Annotated in this window: 19 protein-coding genes; 13 read left to right on the top strand and 6 right to left on the bottom strand. The window is 51.1% G+C overall.

Going from position 1 to position 18,154, the window contains the following annotated elements; genetic code table 11:
* Positions 1–241 precede the first annotated feature (241 nt).
* Entirely contained in the window at positions 242–502 is a 261-nt protein-coding gene (locus AC6RNO_RS23975; protein WP_474679704.1) for a hypothetical protein, read from the top strand.
* A 165-nt stretch (positions 503–667) separates the two neighbouring features.
* Positions 668–1,093, top strand: coding sequence for a hypothetical protein (locus tag AC6RNO_RS23970; protein ID WP_474679703.1), 426 nt, complete (start codon positions 668–670; stop codon positions 1,091–1,093).
* Here AC6RNO_RS23970 and yfbR read toward each other — a convergent pair whose 3' ends face one another.
* Both yfbR and AC6RNO_RS23960 read right to left on the bottom strand, forming a co-directional pair.
* Entirely contained in the window at positions 1,094–1,684 is a 591-nt protein-coding gene (gene yfbR, locus AC6RNO_RS23965; protein ID WP_474679702.1) for a 5'-deoxynucleotidase, read from the bottom strand.
* Positions 1,685–1,697: 13 nt separating this feature from the next.
* Positions 1,698–2,720, bottom strand: a complete 1,023-nt coding sequence (locus AC6RNO_RS23960; protein WP_497107010.1) for a polysaccharide deacetylase family protein — start codon at positions 2,718–2,720, stop codon at positions 1,698–1,700.
* A gap of 360 nt (positions 2,721–3,080) precedes the next feature.
* Here AC6RNO_RS23960 and AC6RNO_RS23955 point away from each other — a divergent pair, with 360 nt between their 5' ends.
* The 3 genes from AC6RNO_RS23955 to AC6RNO_RS23945 all read left to right on the top strand — a co-directional run bounded on the left by AC6RNO_RS23955 (position 3,081) and on the right by AC6RNO_RS23945 (position 7,356).
* A complete protein-coding gene (locus AC6RNO_RS23955) occupies positions 3,081–4,628 on the top strand; it encodes a fumarate hydratase (protein WP_474679700.1) in 1,548 nt (515 codons plus the stop codon).
* Between the two features lie 115 nt (positions 4,629–4,743).
* The gene (pnpS, locus tag AC6RNO_RS23950; protein ID WP_474679699.1) at positions 4,744–6,540 is read left to right on the top strand and encodes a two-component system histidine kinase PnpS; all 1,797 of its coding nucleotides are present in this window, start codon (positions 4,744–4,746) and stop codon (positions 6,538–6,540) included.
* A gap of 99 nt (positions 6,541–6,639) precedes the next feature.
* Positions 6,640–7,356: a response regulator transcription factor gene (locus tag AC6RNO_RS23945; protein WP_474679698.1), complete on the top strand. Its 717-nt coding sequence runs from the start codon at positions 6,640–6,642 to the stop codon at positions 7,354–7,356.
* 36 nt (positions 7,357–7,392) lie between these two features.
* On the opposite strand, the gene AC6RNO_RS23940 is transcribed toward AC6RNO_RS23945, so the two are convergent.
* Complete coding sequence (locus AC6RNO_RS23940) at positions 7,393–8,475, bottom strand: MerR family transcriptional regulator (protein ID WP_497107008.1); 1,083 nt, start codon at positions 8,473–8,475, stop codon at positions 7,393–7,395.
* A 164-nt stretch (positions 8,476–8,639) separates the two neighbouring features.
* Here AC6RNO_RS23940 and AC6RNO_RS23935 point away from each other — a divergent pair, with 164 nt between their 5' ends.
* Positions 8,640–9,722 carry a Gfo/Idh/MocA family protein gene (locus AC6RNO_RS23935; RefSeq protein ID WP_474679696.1) on the top strand — a complete coding sequence of 361 codons (1,083 nt, stop codon included), beginning with the start codon at positions 8,640–8,642 and terminating at the stop codon, positions 9,720–9,722.
* 155 nt (positions 9,723–9,877) lie between these two features.
* On the opposite strand, the gene AC6RNO_RS23930 is transcribed toward AC6RNO_RS23935, so the two are convergent.
* Both AC6RNO_RS23930 and AC6RNO_RS23925 read right to left on the bottom strand, forming a co-directional pair.
* A complete protein-coding gene (locus AC6RNO_RS23930; RefSeq protein ID WP_474679695.1) occupies positions 9,878–10,291 on the bottom strand; it encodes a hypothetical protein in 414 nt (137 codons plus the stop codon).
* Between the two features lie 210 nt (positions 10,292–10,501).
* Positions 10,502–11,215 carry a MerR family DNA-binding transcriptional regulator gene (locus AC6RNO_RS23925; protein WP_474679694.1) on the bottom strand — a complete coding sequence of 238 codons (714 nt, stop codon included), beginning with the start codon at positions 11,213–11,215 and terminating at the stop codon, positions 10,502–10,504.
* 156 nt (positions 11,216–11,371) lie between these two features.
* Here AC6RNO_RS23925 and AC6RNO_RS23920 point away from each other — a divergent pair, with 156 nt between their 5' ends.
* The 7 genes from AC6RNO_RS23920 (at position 11,372) to uxaC (ending at position 16,864) form a co-directional block, all read left to right on the top strand.
* Positions 11,372–12,259 carry an alpha/beta fold hydrolase gene (locus AC6RNO_RS23920; protein ID WP_497107007.1) on the top strand — a complete coding sequence of 296 codons (888 nt, stop codon included), beginning with the start codon at positions 11,372–11,374 and terminating at the stop codon, positions 12,257–12,259.
* A gap of 16 nt (positions 12,260–12,275) precedes the next feature.
* Positions 12,276–13,202: a DoxX-like family protein gene (locus tag AC6RNO_RS23915; protein ID WP_497107006.1), complete on the top strand. Its 927-nt coding sequence runs from the start codon at positions 12,276–12,278 to the stop codon at positions 13,200–13,202.
* Positions 13,199–13,879 (top strand): DUF4166 domain-containing protein, encoded by a 681-nt coding sequence (locus AC6RNO_RS23910; protein ID WP_488437727.1) that lies wholly within the window; start codon positions 13,199–13,201, stop codon positions 13,877–13,879. The genes AC6RNO_RS23915 and AC6RNO_RS23910 overlap by 4 nt, the downstream gene beginning before the upstream one ends.
* 180 nt (positions 13,880–14,059) lie before the next feature.
* Positions 14,060–14,275, top strand: a complete 216-nt coding sequence (locus AC6RNO_RS23905; protein WP_474679690.1) for a hypothetical protein — start codon at positions 14,060–14,062, stop codon at positions 14,273–14,275.
* A gap of 122 nt (positions 14,276–14,397) precedes the next feature.
* Entirely contained in the window at positions 14,398–14,913 is a 516-nt protein-coding gene (locus AC6RNO_RS23900; protein WP_474679689.1) for a DoxX family membrane protein, read from the top strand.
* 122 nt (positions 14,914–15,035) lie between these two features.
* Positions 15,036–15,260: a cold-inducible protein YdjO-related protein gene (locus AC6RNO_RS23895; protein ID WP_474679688.1), complete on the top strand. Its 225-nt coding sequence runs from the start codon at positions 15,036–15,038 to the stop codon at positions 15,258–15,260.
* Positions 15,261–15,463: 203 nt separating this feature from the next.
* Positions 15,464–16,864: a glucuronate isomerase gene (gene uxaC, locus AC6RNO_RS23890; protein WP_488437728.1), complete on the top strand. Its 1,401-nt coding sequence runs from the start codon at positions 15,464–15,466 to the stop codon at positions 16,862–16,864.
* 371 nt (positions 16,865–17,235) lie between these two features.
* Here the strand turns inward: uxaC and AC6RNO_RS23885 are convergent, their stop codons facing one another.
* A complete protein-coding gene (locus AC6RNO_RS23885; RefSeq protein WP_497107005.1) occupies positions 17,236–18,066 on the bottom strand; it encodes a helix-turn-helix domain-containing protein in 831 nt (276 codons plus the stop codon).
* Positions 18,067–18,154 lie beyond the last annotated feature (88 nt).

Genomic DNA, 18,154 nt, shown 5'->3' with positions numbered 1-18,154 from the left:
CTGCGCACCCGCTGCGCACCCGCTGCGCACCCGCCTGCGCACTCGCCTGCGCACTCGCTAGCGCACCCGCTGCGCACCCGCCTGCGCACCCGCCTGAGCACTCGCTCGCGTACCCGCCTGAGCACTCGCTCGCGCACTCGTTCGCGTACCCGCTAGCGCACTCGCATGCGCCCCCACATGCGTGGGTTACGTCGCTGTATGACGGAAGGTCATGCGACAGCTTGGCTTGGCAGGTCGGCCGATGGGAAAACCTGCAAAAGTGCAGGAATTTTCCGTGGAAATGGCTCATTTTGGCGAAAAGCCTGCAAAAGTGCAGCAATTTTTGACAACAATGAATGTTGAGCCCATATGTCGGGAAAAAGCCTGCACAATTGCAGGAATTGCGCGAAGTAAGCGCATGAAGGAGCAAAAACCTGTACTTTTGCAGGCATTTTCGCGAAAAGCTAAACAGTTTGCGTGGCCGGCTCTGGTGGAGGCTTTTCAACAGCTTGCGCTTGCATGACGGCGGTCGGCCGCCACCTAAGGGCCCTCACGCGGCACCCACTTGTGAAAATATCGTGAACTTGAGCGTGTACAGAGGCCAAAACGCAGGAACGCTTCCTTGTCCGTATCGTTTGAATTCGGTTATACTAAAGAAAACCATTTCAAAACGATGTGGAGGCGTCAAATGTTCAGCGTAATGATTTTTTTACACGTGATTAGTGCTTTGCTGTTGGGGGTTTATGTCGTGTTTCCTTTTGTAGCGGGACGCGCGGCGTCGTTGTCGGGAGCAGGACAGGAGAGCTTTGTCGGCTTGCTTTCTTTTTTTAACCGCATGGGCCAGTTTGCCTTGATCGTATCGTTTATTACCGGCGGTGCGATGATCCATTCGGCCGGCGTATCGGTGCCTTGGATGATCATTTCGGTCGTGCTTTTGCTGATCATCGGAGCCGTAACCGGCATGCTCGGTTCGAGAATGAAAAAGCTGGTCGCTGCAGCTAAGGCAGGAACCAGCGTAGTATCGGATGCGGCAAAAATCAGAGCATACAGCTGGATTGCGGCCATTGCCGTCATCGTTGCCGTATTTTTCATGCTCAACCGCAGCATCCTGTAGTTATTCGGATAGTTCGTCCAGCGTTTTTTCCAGGCTAGGGGCCATATACTGCAAAAAGTAATCGACTTCGGGCATGTCCATTCGTTGAATGGCTTGCTCGATTTGTTTTTTGGCGGTGCCGAATTCGCGGTTGCCGGCCGACAGCTCGGTGACGCATTTGAGGTAAGCGTCGAGCAAATCGGCGGCTTTGACGTAGCGGCTTAGCTCGGTGTTCTCGCCTTTCCCCGTTATAAGCGGCTTATACGCGGTTTTCAGCGCGTCGGGGATCGTCTGGAGCAGCTTGTCGGCGGCCAGCGCTTCGATTTGGCGGAAATTGCTCAGAATATCCGAGTTATGATGCTTGACCGGAGTCGGAATGTCGCCTGTGATCACTTCCGTCGCATCGTGGAACAAGGCGAGGGAAATAGCCTGACCGACCGGAATGTCCCGGCCGAACACTTCATTGGCGATAGTGCACAGCATATGGGTAAGAATGGAAACGTGATAAGAATGCTCCGCTACGTTTTCTTTGAGCGTATTGCGCATTAGACTCCATCGCTCGATATATCGCAGGCGGTATAAATAAGCAAAAAAATCGCTATTTGTCGTCATGCTTGCATGCTCCTCATTCTTGTTGTTTGACGCTCGGCGTCACCCGTTCGGCCACCTTGCCGGTGACGGGGGTGTAGACGAGCGGCAGCCCGATCAGCGCTTGCAGGTCGCCAAGCGCTATCGTGACCCGCCCGTGCTCGCGCAGCACTGGCTGNACCCGTTCGGCCACCTTGCCGGTGACGGGGGTGTAGACGAGCGGCAGCCCGATCAGCGCTTGCAGGTCGCCAAGCGCTATCGTGACCCGCCCGTGCTCGCGCAGCACTGGCTGGCGCAGCGGGACGCGCTCCTCGCCGCGCGCCGCTTCCGCGGCATTCACCCGCAGGGTGAATGCCTGATCGCGCAGGCGGAGCAGAAGCGCTCCGCCGTCAAGGACCGCGCTGCCGCCGAGCTGCTCGGCGGCGGCAGCCGCGTCCACGCGCAGCGGGGCTGTGCCCGGCTGCGCGACGATGCGCCGCTGGATCGAGCGGTGAAGCAGCTCCGGCGTAATGCCGGGGCTGCCCGCGTTGATCCGCGGGATGCGCAGCAGATCGGCGCTGCGCGTCGCCATATCGGGCGTAATCGTGAAGGCGTAGCGGATGCCCGCCTGCTGAACGAGCTGCACCGCCTGGTCGCTGTTGATGCCGAACGGATACGCCATCGTGTCGATCGGGGTATCGCTCAGCGCATCCAGCTTGCCTTTGCAGGCAGTCGTATCTTTGAGAATCCGCTGCTTGTAGGCTTCGTCGGATTCCGGCTGCCCGTCCGTATTCGTCCTTCCGACGAGCGCGGCTTGTCCGCTTGGCAGCTTGTTGTGAAGGTTGTCCGTATGACAGCCGACATCGATGAAATTCGTATCATGGACCATCTCGCGGATCTGATCCTTCGACATGGAAGGAATGTAGGAACCGAGCGGATTGGCCAAATCTGTCGTAATGACGAAGTTCACGGCGGGAATGCGCAAGCTTTTTAATAGAGGCAGAGCTGACGTGTAAAAGCTTTGGTAGCCGTCGTCGAAGGTGACGAGCACGGCGTTGGAGGGGACGCTGGCGCCTCCCATGTAAGCTTTGAATTCGCTTAGCGAAATAAAATGATAGCCTTTGCTCAGCAAATATTGCAGCTGTTTCTGAAACAGCGCGGACGTAATCGTGCTGGAGCTTGTGTCCGTATCGTGAATATGATGATACATGAGTACGGCGACTTGGTCTTCATAATAGATTTGTCCGGCTCTGTCGGCGTGAAGCGGGCCAAGCAGCAGGCTGATGCCTATGATGCCTAGCAGAAAGGTAATTCCGATTTTTTTGAACATGCGGTGAATTCTCCTGTTTTCTCGGATTGAACGTCGAACTGTCCTATCGCGGTATGCTATAATAAATGATAATGATTATAATTTTGTTTTCAGAGAGGAGCCTTTCTTGTTATGCAGCATTTTTACCAGAGTGTCTATGATTTGATTGTCGAAACTTCCACGAACCTTCCAGGCGACGTGCGGCGTGCTGTTCAAGCGGCTCAGCAGCGCGAAGACGGCGGAACCCGTTCCGCGCTTTCATTGTCCCGGATTGCGGATAACATTCATATGGCGGAATGCAACGTGTCCCCGATTTGCCAGGATACGGGCATGCCCACGTTTATTATACACTGTCCGGTTGGAGCAAACCAACTCGTCATGAAAAAGCACATTCTTGAAGCGGTGGCGCAGGCGACGAAAGACAGCAAGCTTCGCACGAACTCGGTGGATTCGCTTACGGGTGCGAATACGGGGGACAACCTCGGGCCCGGAACGCCGGTTATTCATTTTGAGCAATGGGAAAAAGACGACATTGAAGTGAAGCTCATCCTGAAAGGAGGCGGCTGCGAAAACAAAAACATTCAGTACAGCCTGCCCGCCGAGCTTGAAGGAGTGGGCAAAGCGGGACGCGACCTCGACGGTATCCGCAAATGCATTATGCACGCGGTCTACCAGGCGCAAGGCCAGGGCTGCAGCGCAGGCTTCATCGGCGTCGGCATCGGCGGCGACCGCACAAGCGGCTACGAATTGGCGAAACATCAATTGTTCCGCCATGTGGATGACGTGAACCCGCATCCGGACCTGCGCAAGCTGGAAGAATACGTGATGGACAACGCCAACACGCTCGGCATCGGCACGATGGGCTTTGGCGGTCAAGTGACGCTGCTTGGCTGCAAGGTCGGAGTGGCGAACCGTCTGCCGGCGAGCTTCTTCGTATCCGTCGCGTACAACTGCTGGGCATTTCGCCGTCAAGGTGTCGTGCTTGATGCGGGCAGCGGCGAAATCAAAGGCTGGTCGTATCCGCGTGGAACGGAAGTATCCTTCAAGGAAGCGTTCGAAGCCGGTGCCAAGGAAGAGGACGACAGCGAGTCCGAGCGCCGCGAAATTGTGCTGACGACGCCGATTTCCGAAGAGCAGATCCGCTCGCTGAAAGTCGGCGACGTGGTCGTGATCAACGGCACGATGCATACGGGACGCGACGCCCTGCACAAATATTTGATGGATCACGACGCTCCGGTCGATTTGAACGGCGCCGCTATCTATCACTGCGGACCGGTGATGAGCAAGGATCAGGCAGGCGAGTGGCATGTGAGAGCGGCCGGACCGACGACGAGCATCCGCGAGGAGCCTTACCAGGGCGATATTATTAAAAAGTTCGGCATCCGCGCTGTAATCGGAAAAGGCGGCATGGGAGCCAAGACGCTGGCCGCACTTAAAGAGCACGGCGGCGTGTATTTGAATGCGATCGGTGGTGCCGCGCAGTACTACGCACGTTGTTTTAAGAAAGTCGAAGGCGTGGACTTCATGGAGTTCGGCATTCCGGAAGCGATGTGGCATCTGCAAACCCAAGGGTTCGCCGCCATCGTCACGATGGATTCGCACGGCAACAGCTTGCATGCCGATGTGGAAAAAAGCTCGTTGGAGAAGCTGTCGCTTTTGAAAGAGCCAGTATTCAAATAACCGCCGGTTTACAAAAAAAATACTGGATTTGGCACGGGGAAAAGGGATACTATGTAGAGTAGCCCTTTTTCTTTTTACCCAACATTGAACAGGCAGTCGAATGGAGGACCGGCGGATGACGAAATTCCGTGCCAAACTGACTTTGATTTTGATCTTACTAATCGGATTTTCGATGCTGATTGCAGGTCTGTTTATGGCCAAAGTGCTCGAAGATTCGCATATTGAAGCGCTGCAGGACAACATGAAGCGGGAACTGCAGGTGATTTTGGCTACGGGCGATTGGAGGCACAGCGGCAGCGAAAGCGAGCTGATAGCTTACTATACGGACCAAGCGCTGAAAATCAAGCAGAGCACGGATGCGAGACTGACCTTTGTGCGTGCCGACGGGCTCGTTCTGGGCGATTCCGATCAAGATCCGAAGCAGATGGACAACCATTTGAGCAGACCTGAAATTGCCGAGGCCGGCGGGCCGAACGAAGTCGGCTACATTACCCGATACAGCGGTACGCTCAAGGAAAAGATGCTGTACGCGGCTATCCCCGTCAAAAACGGCAAAGAGATAACCGGATATTTGCGCATCGCGATGAGCCTGGAGCAGGTCGATGCGTCGATCCGCAACCTTTGGTATTTCCTAATCGCCGGATTGGGCATCCTGTTTGTTATAGTAGGCATCATCAGCTACCGGATCGCTCGGGACATCACCCGGCCGATTGAAAATATGACCAAAGTCGCGATGCAAATTACGAATATGAACTATCAGGCGCGCGTCTCATCCTTAAGCAAAGACGAGGTCGGCCAGCTCGGGCAAGCGATCAACCGGATGTCCGAAAGCTTGCAGGAACAGATGGAGCGCATTCAGGAGAACGAGCGGCGGCTGCAGGGCGTTTTGGAAAACATGGTGAGCGGCATCGTGATGGTTGACCGGAACGAGCGGATCGTGCTGCTGAATCCTTCCGCCGAGTACATTCTCGGCTTTTCCGCGCAGGAGCTTCTGGGCAAAAGGTATAGCGAGGCGAAGCAGCAGTATGAGTTCGCCAAGCTGATTCAAGAGTGCATCGAAACGAAGGAACCTATCCGCGACGAGATGATTTTTTATTATCCGTCCGAACGCATCCTTGAATTGAACTTGAACCCGATTTCTCACGATGACGAGGAATGGGCAGGCGTCCTGATCGTCCTTCACGACATCACCGCAGTGCGCCGGCTGGAGCGGATGCGCAGCGAGTTCGTAGCCAACGTGTCCCACGAGCTGAAGACGCCGATTGCCGCAGTAAAAGGTTTTGCCGAAACGCTGCTCGCGGGAGCGCTGAACGATAAGGAGACGGCGGAATCGTTTTTGCGAATTATTTTCGATGAGAGCGAGCGGCTGAACCGTCTGATCGGAGACATTCTGGAATTGTCCAAAATCGAATCCAAGCGCATTCCGATGCATTTTTCGCCCGTGCATGTCGTTGAATTTATGGAAAAGACAATCAACGTGATGCGTACGGAAGCGGAGAAAAAGAACATCGAGCTGTGCCTGCAGGTTCAGGACGATATTTATTTGGAAGCGGATGAGGACCGGCTGCGGCAAATATTTATTAATTTGCTCTCCAACGGGATCAATTACACGCAGGATGGCGGCAAGGTGAAAGTGCGGGTCGAACCGCTGGACATGAATGCCCTCGGCGACTATGAGCGGCTGCGGGTCATCGTATCGGATACCGGGATGGGTATTCCGAAAAAGGATTTGCCGCGCATATTCGAGCGGTTTTACCGGGTGGATAAAGCGCGCTCCAGAAGTTCAGGCGGAACCGGGCTCGGGCTGTCCATCGTCAAGCATTTGGTGGAGCTGCACAAAGGAACGATCCGGGTCGAGAGCGAAGTCGGCATCGGCACCAAATTTACAATTGAACTGCCTGTCATCCACTAATTTACACGGGATTAATAAAATGTTTACATTCTCTTTACAAAACGGTGCTACGATGAGATTATTGCAAAGTGTTAAAATACTGTAAATTCGGGGGATCCCATGGCTCAAAAAATTTTAGTTATAGAAGATGAACCTACCTTAGCCAGACTGCTCTCATACAATTTATCGCAGGAAGGTTATGATACGAAGGTTGTCGATCATGGTGGCGACGGACTACAAGAGGCTTTGCAGCAAAATTACGATCTCGTTATTCTCGATATTATGCTTCCGGGCCTGAACGGGTTTGAAGTTTTGACCAAATTGAGACAAAAGGGCAACAGCACGCCGGTCGTTATTTTAACGGCCCGCAATGCGGAGGACGAAGTCGTCCAAGGTTTGAAGCACGGGGCTGACGACTATATTACGAAGCCTTTCGGCGTAGCCGAGCTTCTCGCCCGCGTATCCGCCGTGCTGCGCAGAACGCAGCCGGACGAGCTGCTGTCGGACAAACAAAAGTCGGCCGATAAAGTGATACAAGCCGGAGATTTGTTCATTTATCCGGAAAAATACGAAGTTATTTTGAACGGGGAATCGATTCCGCTGCGTCCCAAAGAGTTCGAGGTGCTGCTGTATCTCGTTCAGCGGCCAGGCGTTGTCGTGACGCGGGACGATTTGATGAATATCGTCTGGGGCTTCGACTACATCGGCGGTCAGCGGACGGTTGACGTTCACGTCAGCTCGCTGCGTAAAAAGCTCGAAATGAACCAGCAATCGGTGCAAATCGATTCGATTCGCGGCGTCGGCTACAAGCTGATCGCAGGTACGGTAAAAAAATAATGAGCCTGGGGCATGCTGATTGGCAGCCGCCCAGGCTCATTTTTGCACATACAGCACGTATACGCCTTCTCCCGCGGGCTCGCTCGCAACGCGGCATCCGCGTTCGCGAAACCAGCTCGCGGCTGAGGAGAGCACCGGATACAGCTCGACCTGGCTGTGCATCATCGGCAGCTTGCCGGCCCCTGAATCGATCAGCTTGCGGAGAAACTGCTGCTGTTCGGACGGCTCTTTGAGCATATAGTCGCAAATGCATATTTTTCCGCCCGGCCGCACGACCCGCAGCATCTCTTCCCAGGCCAGCGGCCTTTGCTGCTCGGTAAAGTGGTGCATGGCGAAGCTGCTGACGGCAAAATCAAACAGGCCGTCCATATAAGGAATCGCGAGCGCGTTGCCGAGCTTGACTTCGATCTCGGGGTGCTTGAGCCCGCACACCTTGAGCATCTGCTTTGACTGGTCGATGGCCGACATTTGGGCGCCGAGGCGCTGCAGCTTCGCGGCCAGGTTGCCCGTGCCTGTGCCGATGTCCAGCCCTTTGTCGCCCGGCGCCGGCGCGATGAACGCTGCGATGGCCTGCAGCGCGGTTTCGTACGCCGCTCCTGCCTCTCGGCCGCCGCCGCGCCGCCCGGGACCGGGATGAGCGGCTGTCCCGTCGGCCAGAAGCTGGTCGAATTTCACGGCTTTGGCGTCAAAGTCCCAATGGTCCCGCCAGCTTTTGCGCAAATCCCGCACCGCTTTGCTTTGCCGGGCAAGTTCGTACAGCTGCTCCGTCGGCAGCTGTTGATTGTGTTCGGCGGCCTCGATCATTTGGTCCATCGTGGCGATGACCTGCTTCATTTCCGTCCACTGCTGGAAAAGCAAGGACCGCTGCAGCTGCAGCGCTTGCAGCACTTCTTCCTGGCCGTTAGGCACCGCGGTTTCCAGCGTCCGGCGAATATCTTGCAGCGGCATGCCGACCTCGCGCAGCGAAATGATCGTCTGGAGCCGCCAAGCGTCCTGCTCGGTATAGGTGCGGTAACCGTTTTCCTTCAGCTTGGACGGCGAGAGCAGCCCTTTTTGCTCATAAAAGCGTATCGCCCTGGCCGTAATGCCGAGCTTTCGGGAAATTTCATGAATGAGCACCCTTTTTGCGCCTCCTTTTTTCCCCGTATGACAAAATCGCATACAAGTTGCACCAGATCCGAAATTTTCTTTTTTTGCCTGTTTGTTATACTTTCATTGTACAAGGTGAATGCTCATTAGAAAAGAATGTACAGTTCTGTTGGGGCACAAGGAGGAAAAAGTTAATGTCCAAAACGTATCGAATTGCGATTATCGGCTGCGGAGGAATAGCGAACGGCAAGCATCTGCCGAGCTTAAGCAAATTAGGCAATGTGGAAATGGTCGCTTTTTGCGATATTGTCACGGAAAGAGCGCATGACGCGGCAAACAAATACGGCAAAGGCGAAGCCCGCGTCTATGCGGATTACCGCGAACTGCTGCAGGACGGCTCGATCGACATCGTGCACGTCTGCACGCCTAACGATTCCCATGCGGACATCACGATCGCCGCGCTGGAATCCGGCAAGCATGTTATGTGCGAGAAGCCGATGGCGAAGACGGCGGCCGACGCCCGCCGCATGGTCGAAGCCGCGAAGCGAACAGGCCGCAAGCTGACGATCGGCTACAACAACCGCTTCCGCAGCGACAGTCAGCATCTTCATGGGCTGTGCGCCGACGGCGAGCTGGGCGAAATTTATTTTGCCAAGGCGCACGCCATTCGCCGCCGCGCCGTTCCGACATGGGGCGTATTCCTCGATGAGGAGAAGCAGGGCGGAGGTCCGCTGATCGATATCGGGACCCATGCGCTGGATTTGACGCTGTGGATGATGAACAACTACAAGCCGAAGGTTGTGCTTGGTACGTCCTACCATAAGCTGTCCCAGCGTGAAAACGCGGCCAATGCCTGGGGACCATGGGACCCGTCCACGTTCACGGTGGAGGATTCGGCTTTTGGCATGATTACGATGCAAAACGGCGCAACAATCATGCTCGAATCCAGCTGGGCATTGAACTCTCTTGAAGTCGACGAAGCGAAGTGCACGCTGTGCGGCACAGAGGGCGGCGCCGACATGAAGGACGGCCTGCGCATTAATGGCGAGAAGAACAGCCGCCTGTTCACGACGAACGTCGAGCTGAACGCCGGCGGCGTAGCTTTCTACGACGGCGCCGTGGATAATGCGCAGGATCTGGAGATGCGCCTGTGGATCGAAGCGATCGATAAAGATATCGAGCCTGTCGTCACACCGGAGCAAGCTTGCGTCGTCTCCGAAATTTTGGAGGCGATCTACGAATCCGCGAGAACGGGTAAGGCGGTTTATTTCGACTAAGCCCGACATTTCCTGGGAAATAAATATGTAGGGCTTTGCCAGATAAAGCATCGGCTAGTAAAGCCGGTCCCTGACAAAAAAGACGCCTCCAGCACCGCTGTACAAGTGGATGGGGCGTCTTTTTGCGCCCTGATTGTTGCTGCCGTTGATTCTTTTTAATTTGCAGCCATGACACGATTGGTTTCCAAATCATCGAGAATAAGAATATTCCTGTAGCAGCGAATCGTTTTTCTCGCATGATTTACAAAGCTGATTAATGCAGACGGATTCATGTTGTATCGTAAATGAACGATATCCAATAACAATTGCGTAAAATGATACAGTGTCATAAGGAGAGCAACTTTGTTGATTCGATGTCTGGCATACGTGTCTAGTAAATACCAGGATAAAATGAATGCGCCGCCGAGCGGCATAACTGATTTGAGGCTCCAGTCGGCAATAAGCTGCAGGGCGGCAAAACCTAAAAACATGACAGTGACAAGACTGCATGCCGCTTCTCCGTCACGTCCGGGTTCGGTACCGGCAATGTACGCTCTGATGCGGAAGATGGTGTTTAATAAATTCTGCATAAGTGTTCTCTCCTTTTTACGAAAAAAAGCACCTCGCTTAACCCTTTAGTAAGGGCTTAGCGAGGTGCTTCCTTCGCGTAGTTTATTCTTTGTCTAAAGTTTAACATGTCCGGCTTCAAAATACAATCTTCACTTGCTGCACCATACGAATAAGGCGGCTAGAGCCGTTTCGTAGGCGTAAAAAGAAGTAGGAGTAAGAGTCGGTTTACGCTATTCGGTATCCTTTTTATAGAAGTCCACATATTTCATAAGCTCAGCTATCGCCAAAAACTGCTTCATTAATTGACTGTTCAATTTTTGCAGGGCAAGCTGGAAGGACCGTTCCACTTGTTCATAGTGCTGTATTTCCAAGTCGTTCAAAAGCTGTTTCATATTATCAATAAAATATACGGTTTTCCTTAAACTGCTAATGAGAATAATTTTTCTTAGTTCCGTAAGAGTAAAGACTCTGTACCCGTTATGTTTATTTCTCTCCGAAATAATTAACCCCTCTTGTTCCCAATGCCGAATGGCTGATGGTCTGACACCGGCGATTTGGGCAACTTCTCCAATTGTCATTGAATCCGTTACATTCAAATGACTGAATTTCGAAAAATCGGCATTTCGAAGCATGCGCAAAACTTCCTCTACCCTAAGTTTTTCCGCTTGAATATTATGCTGCTGCTGATTGATAAGCCAAAGCGCATATTCGATATCCCGGTTCTTCATCCTTCTCATCACATCATACGCAACCGGAATCTCAAATCCTCGCAGCAACGCCCGAATTGTAACAAAAGCTTGTACATGGACGGATGTATAGCATCTGCGGTTGCTGACCGTCCTCGGCACATCCGGAATCAAGTCTTGATCTTCATATCTCCGTAAAGTAGTCGTACTCACATTCAGTTTCTTGGCAATTTGTTTAGGTGTATAAATCGTGTTCATTATCGATATCGCTCCAAATATTAAAGTAAAACCTTCAAGTGCTTCAGTAATATTGAATCGAATTTTAGAGGGGAAATCAAGGCAGACGAAGCGCTAAACCGAAAGATTGCATGAATGTTATATGATTGTTATATAAACATTGAAGGAGTGAGTACATTGAAAAAAATGATACGGTTAAACAATCATTCCGAAATAGAAGCGGGTTTAACGGGAATTCCTGACCGTCCAATCATCATGCTGCCCATTGCTAAAAAATCTGTTTACAATCAGGAAGCGGAAAACTTAAAGCTGTGGGGAGTAGACCCTGAATTAGGGAAACATTTTGTCGAGGGACTTGCTGACGAGTTTCAGGTTTTATATTTCGATTATGAAGGACATCTATTTCAACATCCGAACCCGGAAAATCTCACACCGGAACATATTGTAAATGATTTTCTCCAAATAGCCGATGAAATGAATGTTGAGTATTTTAGCTACTACGGTTATTCTTGGCTTGCATTGGCGGGATTGCAGTTGGCCATAAGGTCAAATCGGCTGGAAAGCTTGGTCATGGGCGGTTTTCCGCCTTATGAAGGGCCTTATCAAGAAATGATGGTTGTGACCGCCAAAACACACACACAAGCTTTGAGTAATCAAGGTGCAGCAGTTACACAGCCTGAAGGATCACAGAATCCGAATGAGACCGATTGGGAAAACATGACGGTCACAATAGATCCCCATGTAACGAAGCAATTTGTTACACTGTATCAGTGCCTTGCCGCTTTTGATGATCGCAGCATTCAACACAAGCTGGATTTTCCGAAATTGGCTTTTGCAGGAGAGAAAGATACGATCGTTTACGGTGAGAATTTTGGAAATGTTACTGTTGACATCGTGGGCTTGTTGAAGAAGAATATGAAAGAACTGACCGATCTGGGTTGGGATGTAGAAGTTCTTGAAGGAATTGATATGGACCATACAAAGGCCATGCAGCCGGATACTGTTTTACCACTCATTAAGCCATGGTTTATGCAACACTTCATATTAGGAGATCGAAAAAATTAGAGAACAGGAGGGAGTCATGACCAAAAGAAAACCCATTTACGTAGAAATTCTTATGAAAGTACCGATGGAAACATTGTGGACATATACCCAGACTCCAGATTTGCATCAACAATGGGATTTAAGGTTCTCAGAGATTACATATATTCCAAAATCCTATGAAGAAGAGCCTCAGCGCTTTTTATATAAAACCAATATCGGCTTTGGAATTAGTATTGCGGGAGAAGGCGAATCGGTAGGCAACAAAGAGAAAGACGGCATTATGACCTCCAGCTTGAAATTCAGCTCATCGAATCCGGTTTCGCTAATAATTGAAGGAGCCGGATTTTGGCGTTATGTGCCTACAGCCGATGGTATTCGCTTCTTAACCAGATATGATTACAGGACTCGTTTTGGCGCATTCGGTACATGGATCGATCGACTCTTATTCCGACCGGTAATGGGTTGGGCGACGGCATGGAGTTTTGACTGTTTGCGGCTATGGCTGGAGCAGGGGACTCCCCCGTTAGTATTGATCAGGCGTTCAATTACGGAGGTTATTTTGACCGTAAGCTTGTTTATCATCTGGGTGTATCAAGGACTTGTGCCAAAACTGTTGGTACCGGATTCGGGGGAAATGGATATCTTGCGGAGCACCATAGGTAATGCTGATTATGGAAGACTTTTCTTGACGCTGATGGGATTAGGAGAAATCGGATTCGGTCTCTTGTTCCTTATTTTGAGTGGAAAGAAGCGAAGGGGGTTGCATAAGGCCAATATATTAGTCTTGATTCTTCTGGGATTAAGTGCGGCAGCGCATCCGGCGACCTATGCAGCGCCTTTCAATCCAATTTCTCTGAATGTGGCAATGATAGCTTTATCTATAATCAGTTTGCTAAATGCAACAGGAATTCCAAATGCTGGAAGGTGTCTTCGGAGTTCACGTGAAAGGGACAGACAAGCATGACATCGATCTACGAAAAAATCCTCGGTGATGACTTCGCCAAGCTCCACCCTCAGATCCAAAAGCGATTCGGCTTCGGAAGCGAGAATCAAATAGCGTCTATCGGCAAAGGGATTATGGAACATGTTTGGTATGGCAAATGGTTTACACTGCCGTTTCTGGCTCTTGGTACGTGGCGAAATATCCTTTTTCCGCAGGGTGGGAAGCAAATTCCCTTCTCAATCGAGAACTATGCATACAAGGATACCTTTGGGCGAGAGACTGTTTCTTGGATTCGAACGTACCATTTTCCGAATCGGATCAGACGTTTTGATGCCACAATGATTTACAGTGAGAAACGGCGTAAAATTGTAGATTATCTGGGCACTCACCAGCATTTGGCTGTGGAGATTGATATGTTTGTTGCGGAGAATGGCGGTATGGGGTTACGGTCGGGGAAGCAATTTTTTTATGAAGGTATTCTAGGCTTTCGGTTTCCTATGACCTTTTCCGGTTATGCGGATGTCTGCGAGTGGTACGATGATGAGACCGGGAAGTTCCGAATTGATGTGCAGGTGAACAACAAATTTTTTGGACCGCTTTTCGGATACCGCGGATCTTTTGATGTTGAGTACGTCCCCATAACTAATCGTGGTATTCCTCAGCACGTCAAGCCAGTGCGGGAGGAGAGACGAGAGTAACTTTAGCAACTGCTCCCGAGCTACATGAACTCGGGAGCAGTTTTTCATATGAAGGGAACAATTCTTCAAAACTAGTGCGAAAACGACAACGGCAATCGACGGACTCTCTATGAAAATCGTGCTATTCTTTGAAAATGAAGCACTTGACACAAGTGACTATGCAGTTGGGAGATGATCTTTTTGGCAAAGATGAATATCTTGTTTAACATGAAAGCTATCTCGGTGTACTTCATAGGAACAGACCAAAAACTCATTCCTGCGCTCATTCACGCGCTGCGTAATAACAAGCTTACGATGATGAACTTTATTAACTCGCTGGAAAGAATCGATTTGTTCAATTCCGAGGCGATTTTGTATTCAAGCGACGGCAATAAAGCGAGAATTCCGATCTTTTAGCAGCATTTTGCAATTACCCATGTCCTCATTCGGAAATCCGATCAAACCGATGTCGGTTTTGTGTCGTTACCTATGATAGGAGGCAGATCAATTCGACTCCAAAAAAAATAAAGGTGGAATGAATGATGATGAAATGGGTAAGAGAGAACAAGTATGCGGCCGTATTGCTGATGTTTGTTCGAGTGTATGTCGGGTGGAAGTGGTTGGCGGCAGGTTGGGGCAAGCTCACCGCCGATCAGGCGTTTGACGCCAGCGGGTTTATACAGGGCGCTATAGCAAAGCCGATAGTCGATTCCGCAACAAAGGGGATGATTTACCCCAATTATGTGTCGTTCCTAAAAGATTTTGCCCTGCCAAATATCAAACTGTTCAACATCATCGTTCCTTGGGGAGAATTTCTGGTCGGGGCGGGATTAATCCTCGGTTGTTTGACTGCAGCAGCGGCCTTTTTCGGTCTATTGATGAACTTCATGTACATATTTGCCGGCGTCGTCAGCTTAAACCCGTGGATGATACTGGTTAGCTTTATTATCTTGTCGGCTGGCGCCAACGCCGGGAAAATCGGTGTCGATTACGTGACGCTTCCTCATTTGAACCGTTTATTTAAGCAGCGGTTCGCGAAAATAATGGGAAATTGACGGCCTCTAGAGGGTGCGGAAGCTAGCCGCAATTTAACAATCTTTTAACAAGACTTGATATTCCTCTTAATCTGTATAATAATAAGTAGTCTAGATAATGAAACAGGGAGATTAAGAGAGAAATGGCAACTTCAACAACAGAGCAACAGACGCAAGACCTCGAGCAGATCGAAATTTGGAAATGCAAGCAAGCGGACTGCAAAGCATGGGTGCGCAAAGAGTTCGTGACGGAAGAGCTTCCGGCTTGCCCGTTATGCAAAACGCAGATGGTGCGCAGCTACAAACACGTGCCTGTGACGACCAAGAAGGCAAACAAGAAATTTATTATGGGGAAAAGGCGTTTCTAATACATAACCCAGCCGAAATAAGCTTTGCCGGACTGCCATACGGTCGTCGCGGCGAAGCTTATTTTTGTTGCCGGCGGCAGGCGCACAAGTCAAAATATGCATATTCTCAAAAGCGATGAGCAAAAAAGAACAAGATTTTTGGGCATGAGTCCGATACAATAAATAGCGTAGCAGTCAGGTTCAGAAAGGTGGAAGCCAGATTCATGAAAACATTTTTGGATGACAATTTCTTGCTTAACACGGAAACGTCAGTACGTCTGTTTCACGATTTCGCCAAGGATTTGCCGATCATCGACTACCACTGTCATCTCAGTCCGAAAGAAATCTATGAAAACAAGCAGTTCAACAATATTACGGAAGCATGGTTATACGGGGATCACTACAAATGGCGGCTCATGCGGGCAGCCGGCGTAGAGGAAGCGAAAATTACAGGCGGAGCCAGCGACTACGACCGTTTCTTGGCCTGGGCTTCGACGGTGCCGATGGCGATCGGCAATCCGCTGTACCACTGGTCGCATATGGAGCTGCGGCGTTATTTTGATGTGCATGAAATTCTTAACGCGCAAAATGCCCCCGCTATTTGGGAGAAAGCAAACGCCAAGCTGCAGGAAGGCAAGCTTAGAGCGAGAGATTTGATCACCAAGTCCAAAGTGACGGTTATTTGCACGACTGACGATCCCGTCGATTCTTTGGAATACCACATTAAAATCAAAGAGATTCAAGATTTCGAAACGCAGGTGCTGCCTTCTTTCCGTCCCGACAAAGGATTCGAAATCAACAGACCGACCTTCGTCCCTTGGGTCCGCCAATTGGAGCAGGCGTCCGGCATTGCGATCGGCAGCTATGACGATTTCCTCGCGGCGCTTGAGAACAGAGCCCGTTTCTTTGATTCGGTAGGCTGCAAAGTGTCCGACCACGCACTCGATTACGTGCCATACGCGCCGGTTACGCGGGAGGAAGCTGCGGTTATTTTCCAAAATGCGATGAAAGGGCTTCCTGTCAGCCTGCATGAGGAAAAACAATTCAAAACATATACCCTTGTTTTCCTGGGCGGTATTTATCATAAATTGGATTGGGCGATGCAGTATCACATCAATGCGTCGAGAAACAACAACGGGCATATGTTCAAGGTGCTCGGTCCGGATACCGGCTACGATTCGATCAACGATAGCCCTGTGGCCGGTGCATTGACCGGCCTGCTGTCCGAGCTGGCGCTGAACGAGACGCTGCCGAGAACGATTTTGTATTCCCTGAATCAAAAGGATAACGACATTCTGGCTTCGCTCATGGGCAGCTTCCAGGGCGGCGGCATCGCCGGCAAAATCCAGCTGGGCTCGGCCTGGTGGTTCAACGATACGAAGGACGGCATGCTGCTTCAGATGAAAACGCTGGCGAATCACGGGCTCCTCGGCCGTTTCGTTGGCATGCTGACGGATTCCAGAAGCTTCTTATCGTATACGAGACACGAGTATTTCCGGAGAATATTGTGCAATATGATCGGGGAATGGGTGGAAGACGGCGAGTTCCCGAACGATGAGGAGCAGTTGAAACAGCTGGTGCAGGATATTTCCTACAACAATGCCAAGCAATATTTTGGATTTTAAAAAGCGAAAGACCTGGGCGCGCAGTGCTGCGAATCCGGGTCTTTTTTTGGTTTGGGGGCGGCTGCCCGGTTGCGTGAAGAAAACCTGCAAAAGTACAGTTTTTGCCCGGTTGATACACTGACCACGACAAATTCCTGCAATTGTGCAGGCTTTTCGCCGCGCACATGGTTTTAGGCTCATTTTCGCGGAAAATTCCTGCACAATTGCAGGCTTTTTGCTAAAATGAGCCGCTTCCGGCTGAAAAACCTGCACAATCGCAGGTTTTTCCTTGCCAACCGTGAAAAGGCCGGTTGGCGGGTTTGGATAGTCCCGCGGCGCCCGGTGCGGCTGGGGAAAGCCGCACGCATGGCGTCAGGCCGTTGCGCCGCCTCTCATTTTGCCGTGCGCATCAGTTTGCGGCATTCCAGCGGCGTCTGCTGGGTGACTTGCTTAAAGACGCGGCCAAAATGCGCGATGCTCTCGAACCCCGATTGCTCGGCGATATCGATCACCTTGAGCCTAGTTTCCCGCAGCAGCCGCTGCGCTTCGCGAACCCGGATAGTGTTCAAGTATTCGATGAACGAGAAGCCGCTCGTTTCTTTAAAAGTGCGGCAGAAGTAGCTCGGGCTGATGAAAAACGTTTCCGAAATGAGTGACAGGGACAGCTTTGTTTTGAAATTTTGGTTGATGTAGCCGATGATTTCGATGATTTTGTCGTTGGGCGCATGGGACGGTTCGGCCGCCGCCACGGCTTCGCTCGCCAGCCTGGAGCAAAAAACGAGCAGCTGCGTCAGCAGCGCATTGCCGTTAAGCTCCCAACCCGGCAGCATTTGCTGCTGCTCCTTCAGCAGGCTGAACAGCACCGTTTCCGCAAAAGTACGGTTTGCGCCGTGCAGGGGGATGACCGGCTGTTTGCCGCGAAACGGGGCCAGCAGCAGCTCGACGGCCGCAGCCCGCTTGGCGGAGGCGGCGTCGATCCACGGATCGCCGAAGTTGAGCAAAATCCGCTCATGATGGGCCGCGTCGACGTCGTGGGTTTTGTGCAGCACATTTTTGTCGATAAAGACGAGATGGCCCTCTTCGATCAAGTAAGAGCGGTCGCGTATGAAGTAATATCTTTTGCCTGACAGCAAGTAGTAGATTTCGTAATTGTCGTGAAAATGGTTCACCGGCATGGAGAACCGCTTGTCTCTGCGCAGTCGTTCGATCTCAAAACCATACAAGGGAAGTCACCTCTCGAAGGGTTGCCGCTAATCATGTTCCCGGATACAAATAGTATAGCAAAATATGCAAAGAAAATCAGTGTTTGGA

This window comes from Paenibacillus sp. sgz302190, from assembly GCF_059820445.1.
Note: the sequence above shows the minus strand (reverse complement) of the source record. Positions and strands in the feature narration are given on the sequence as shown.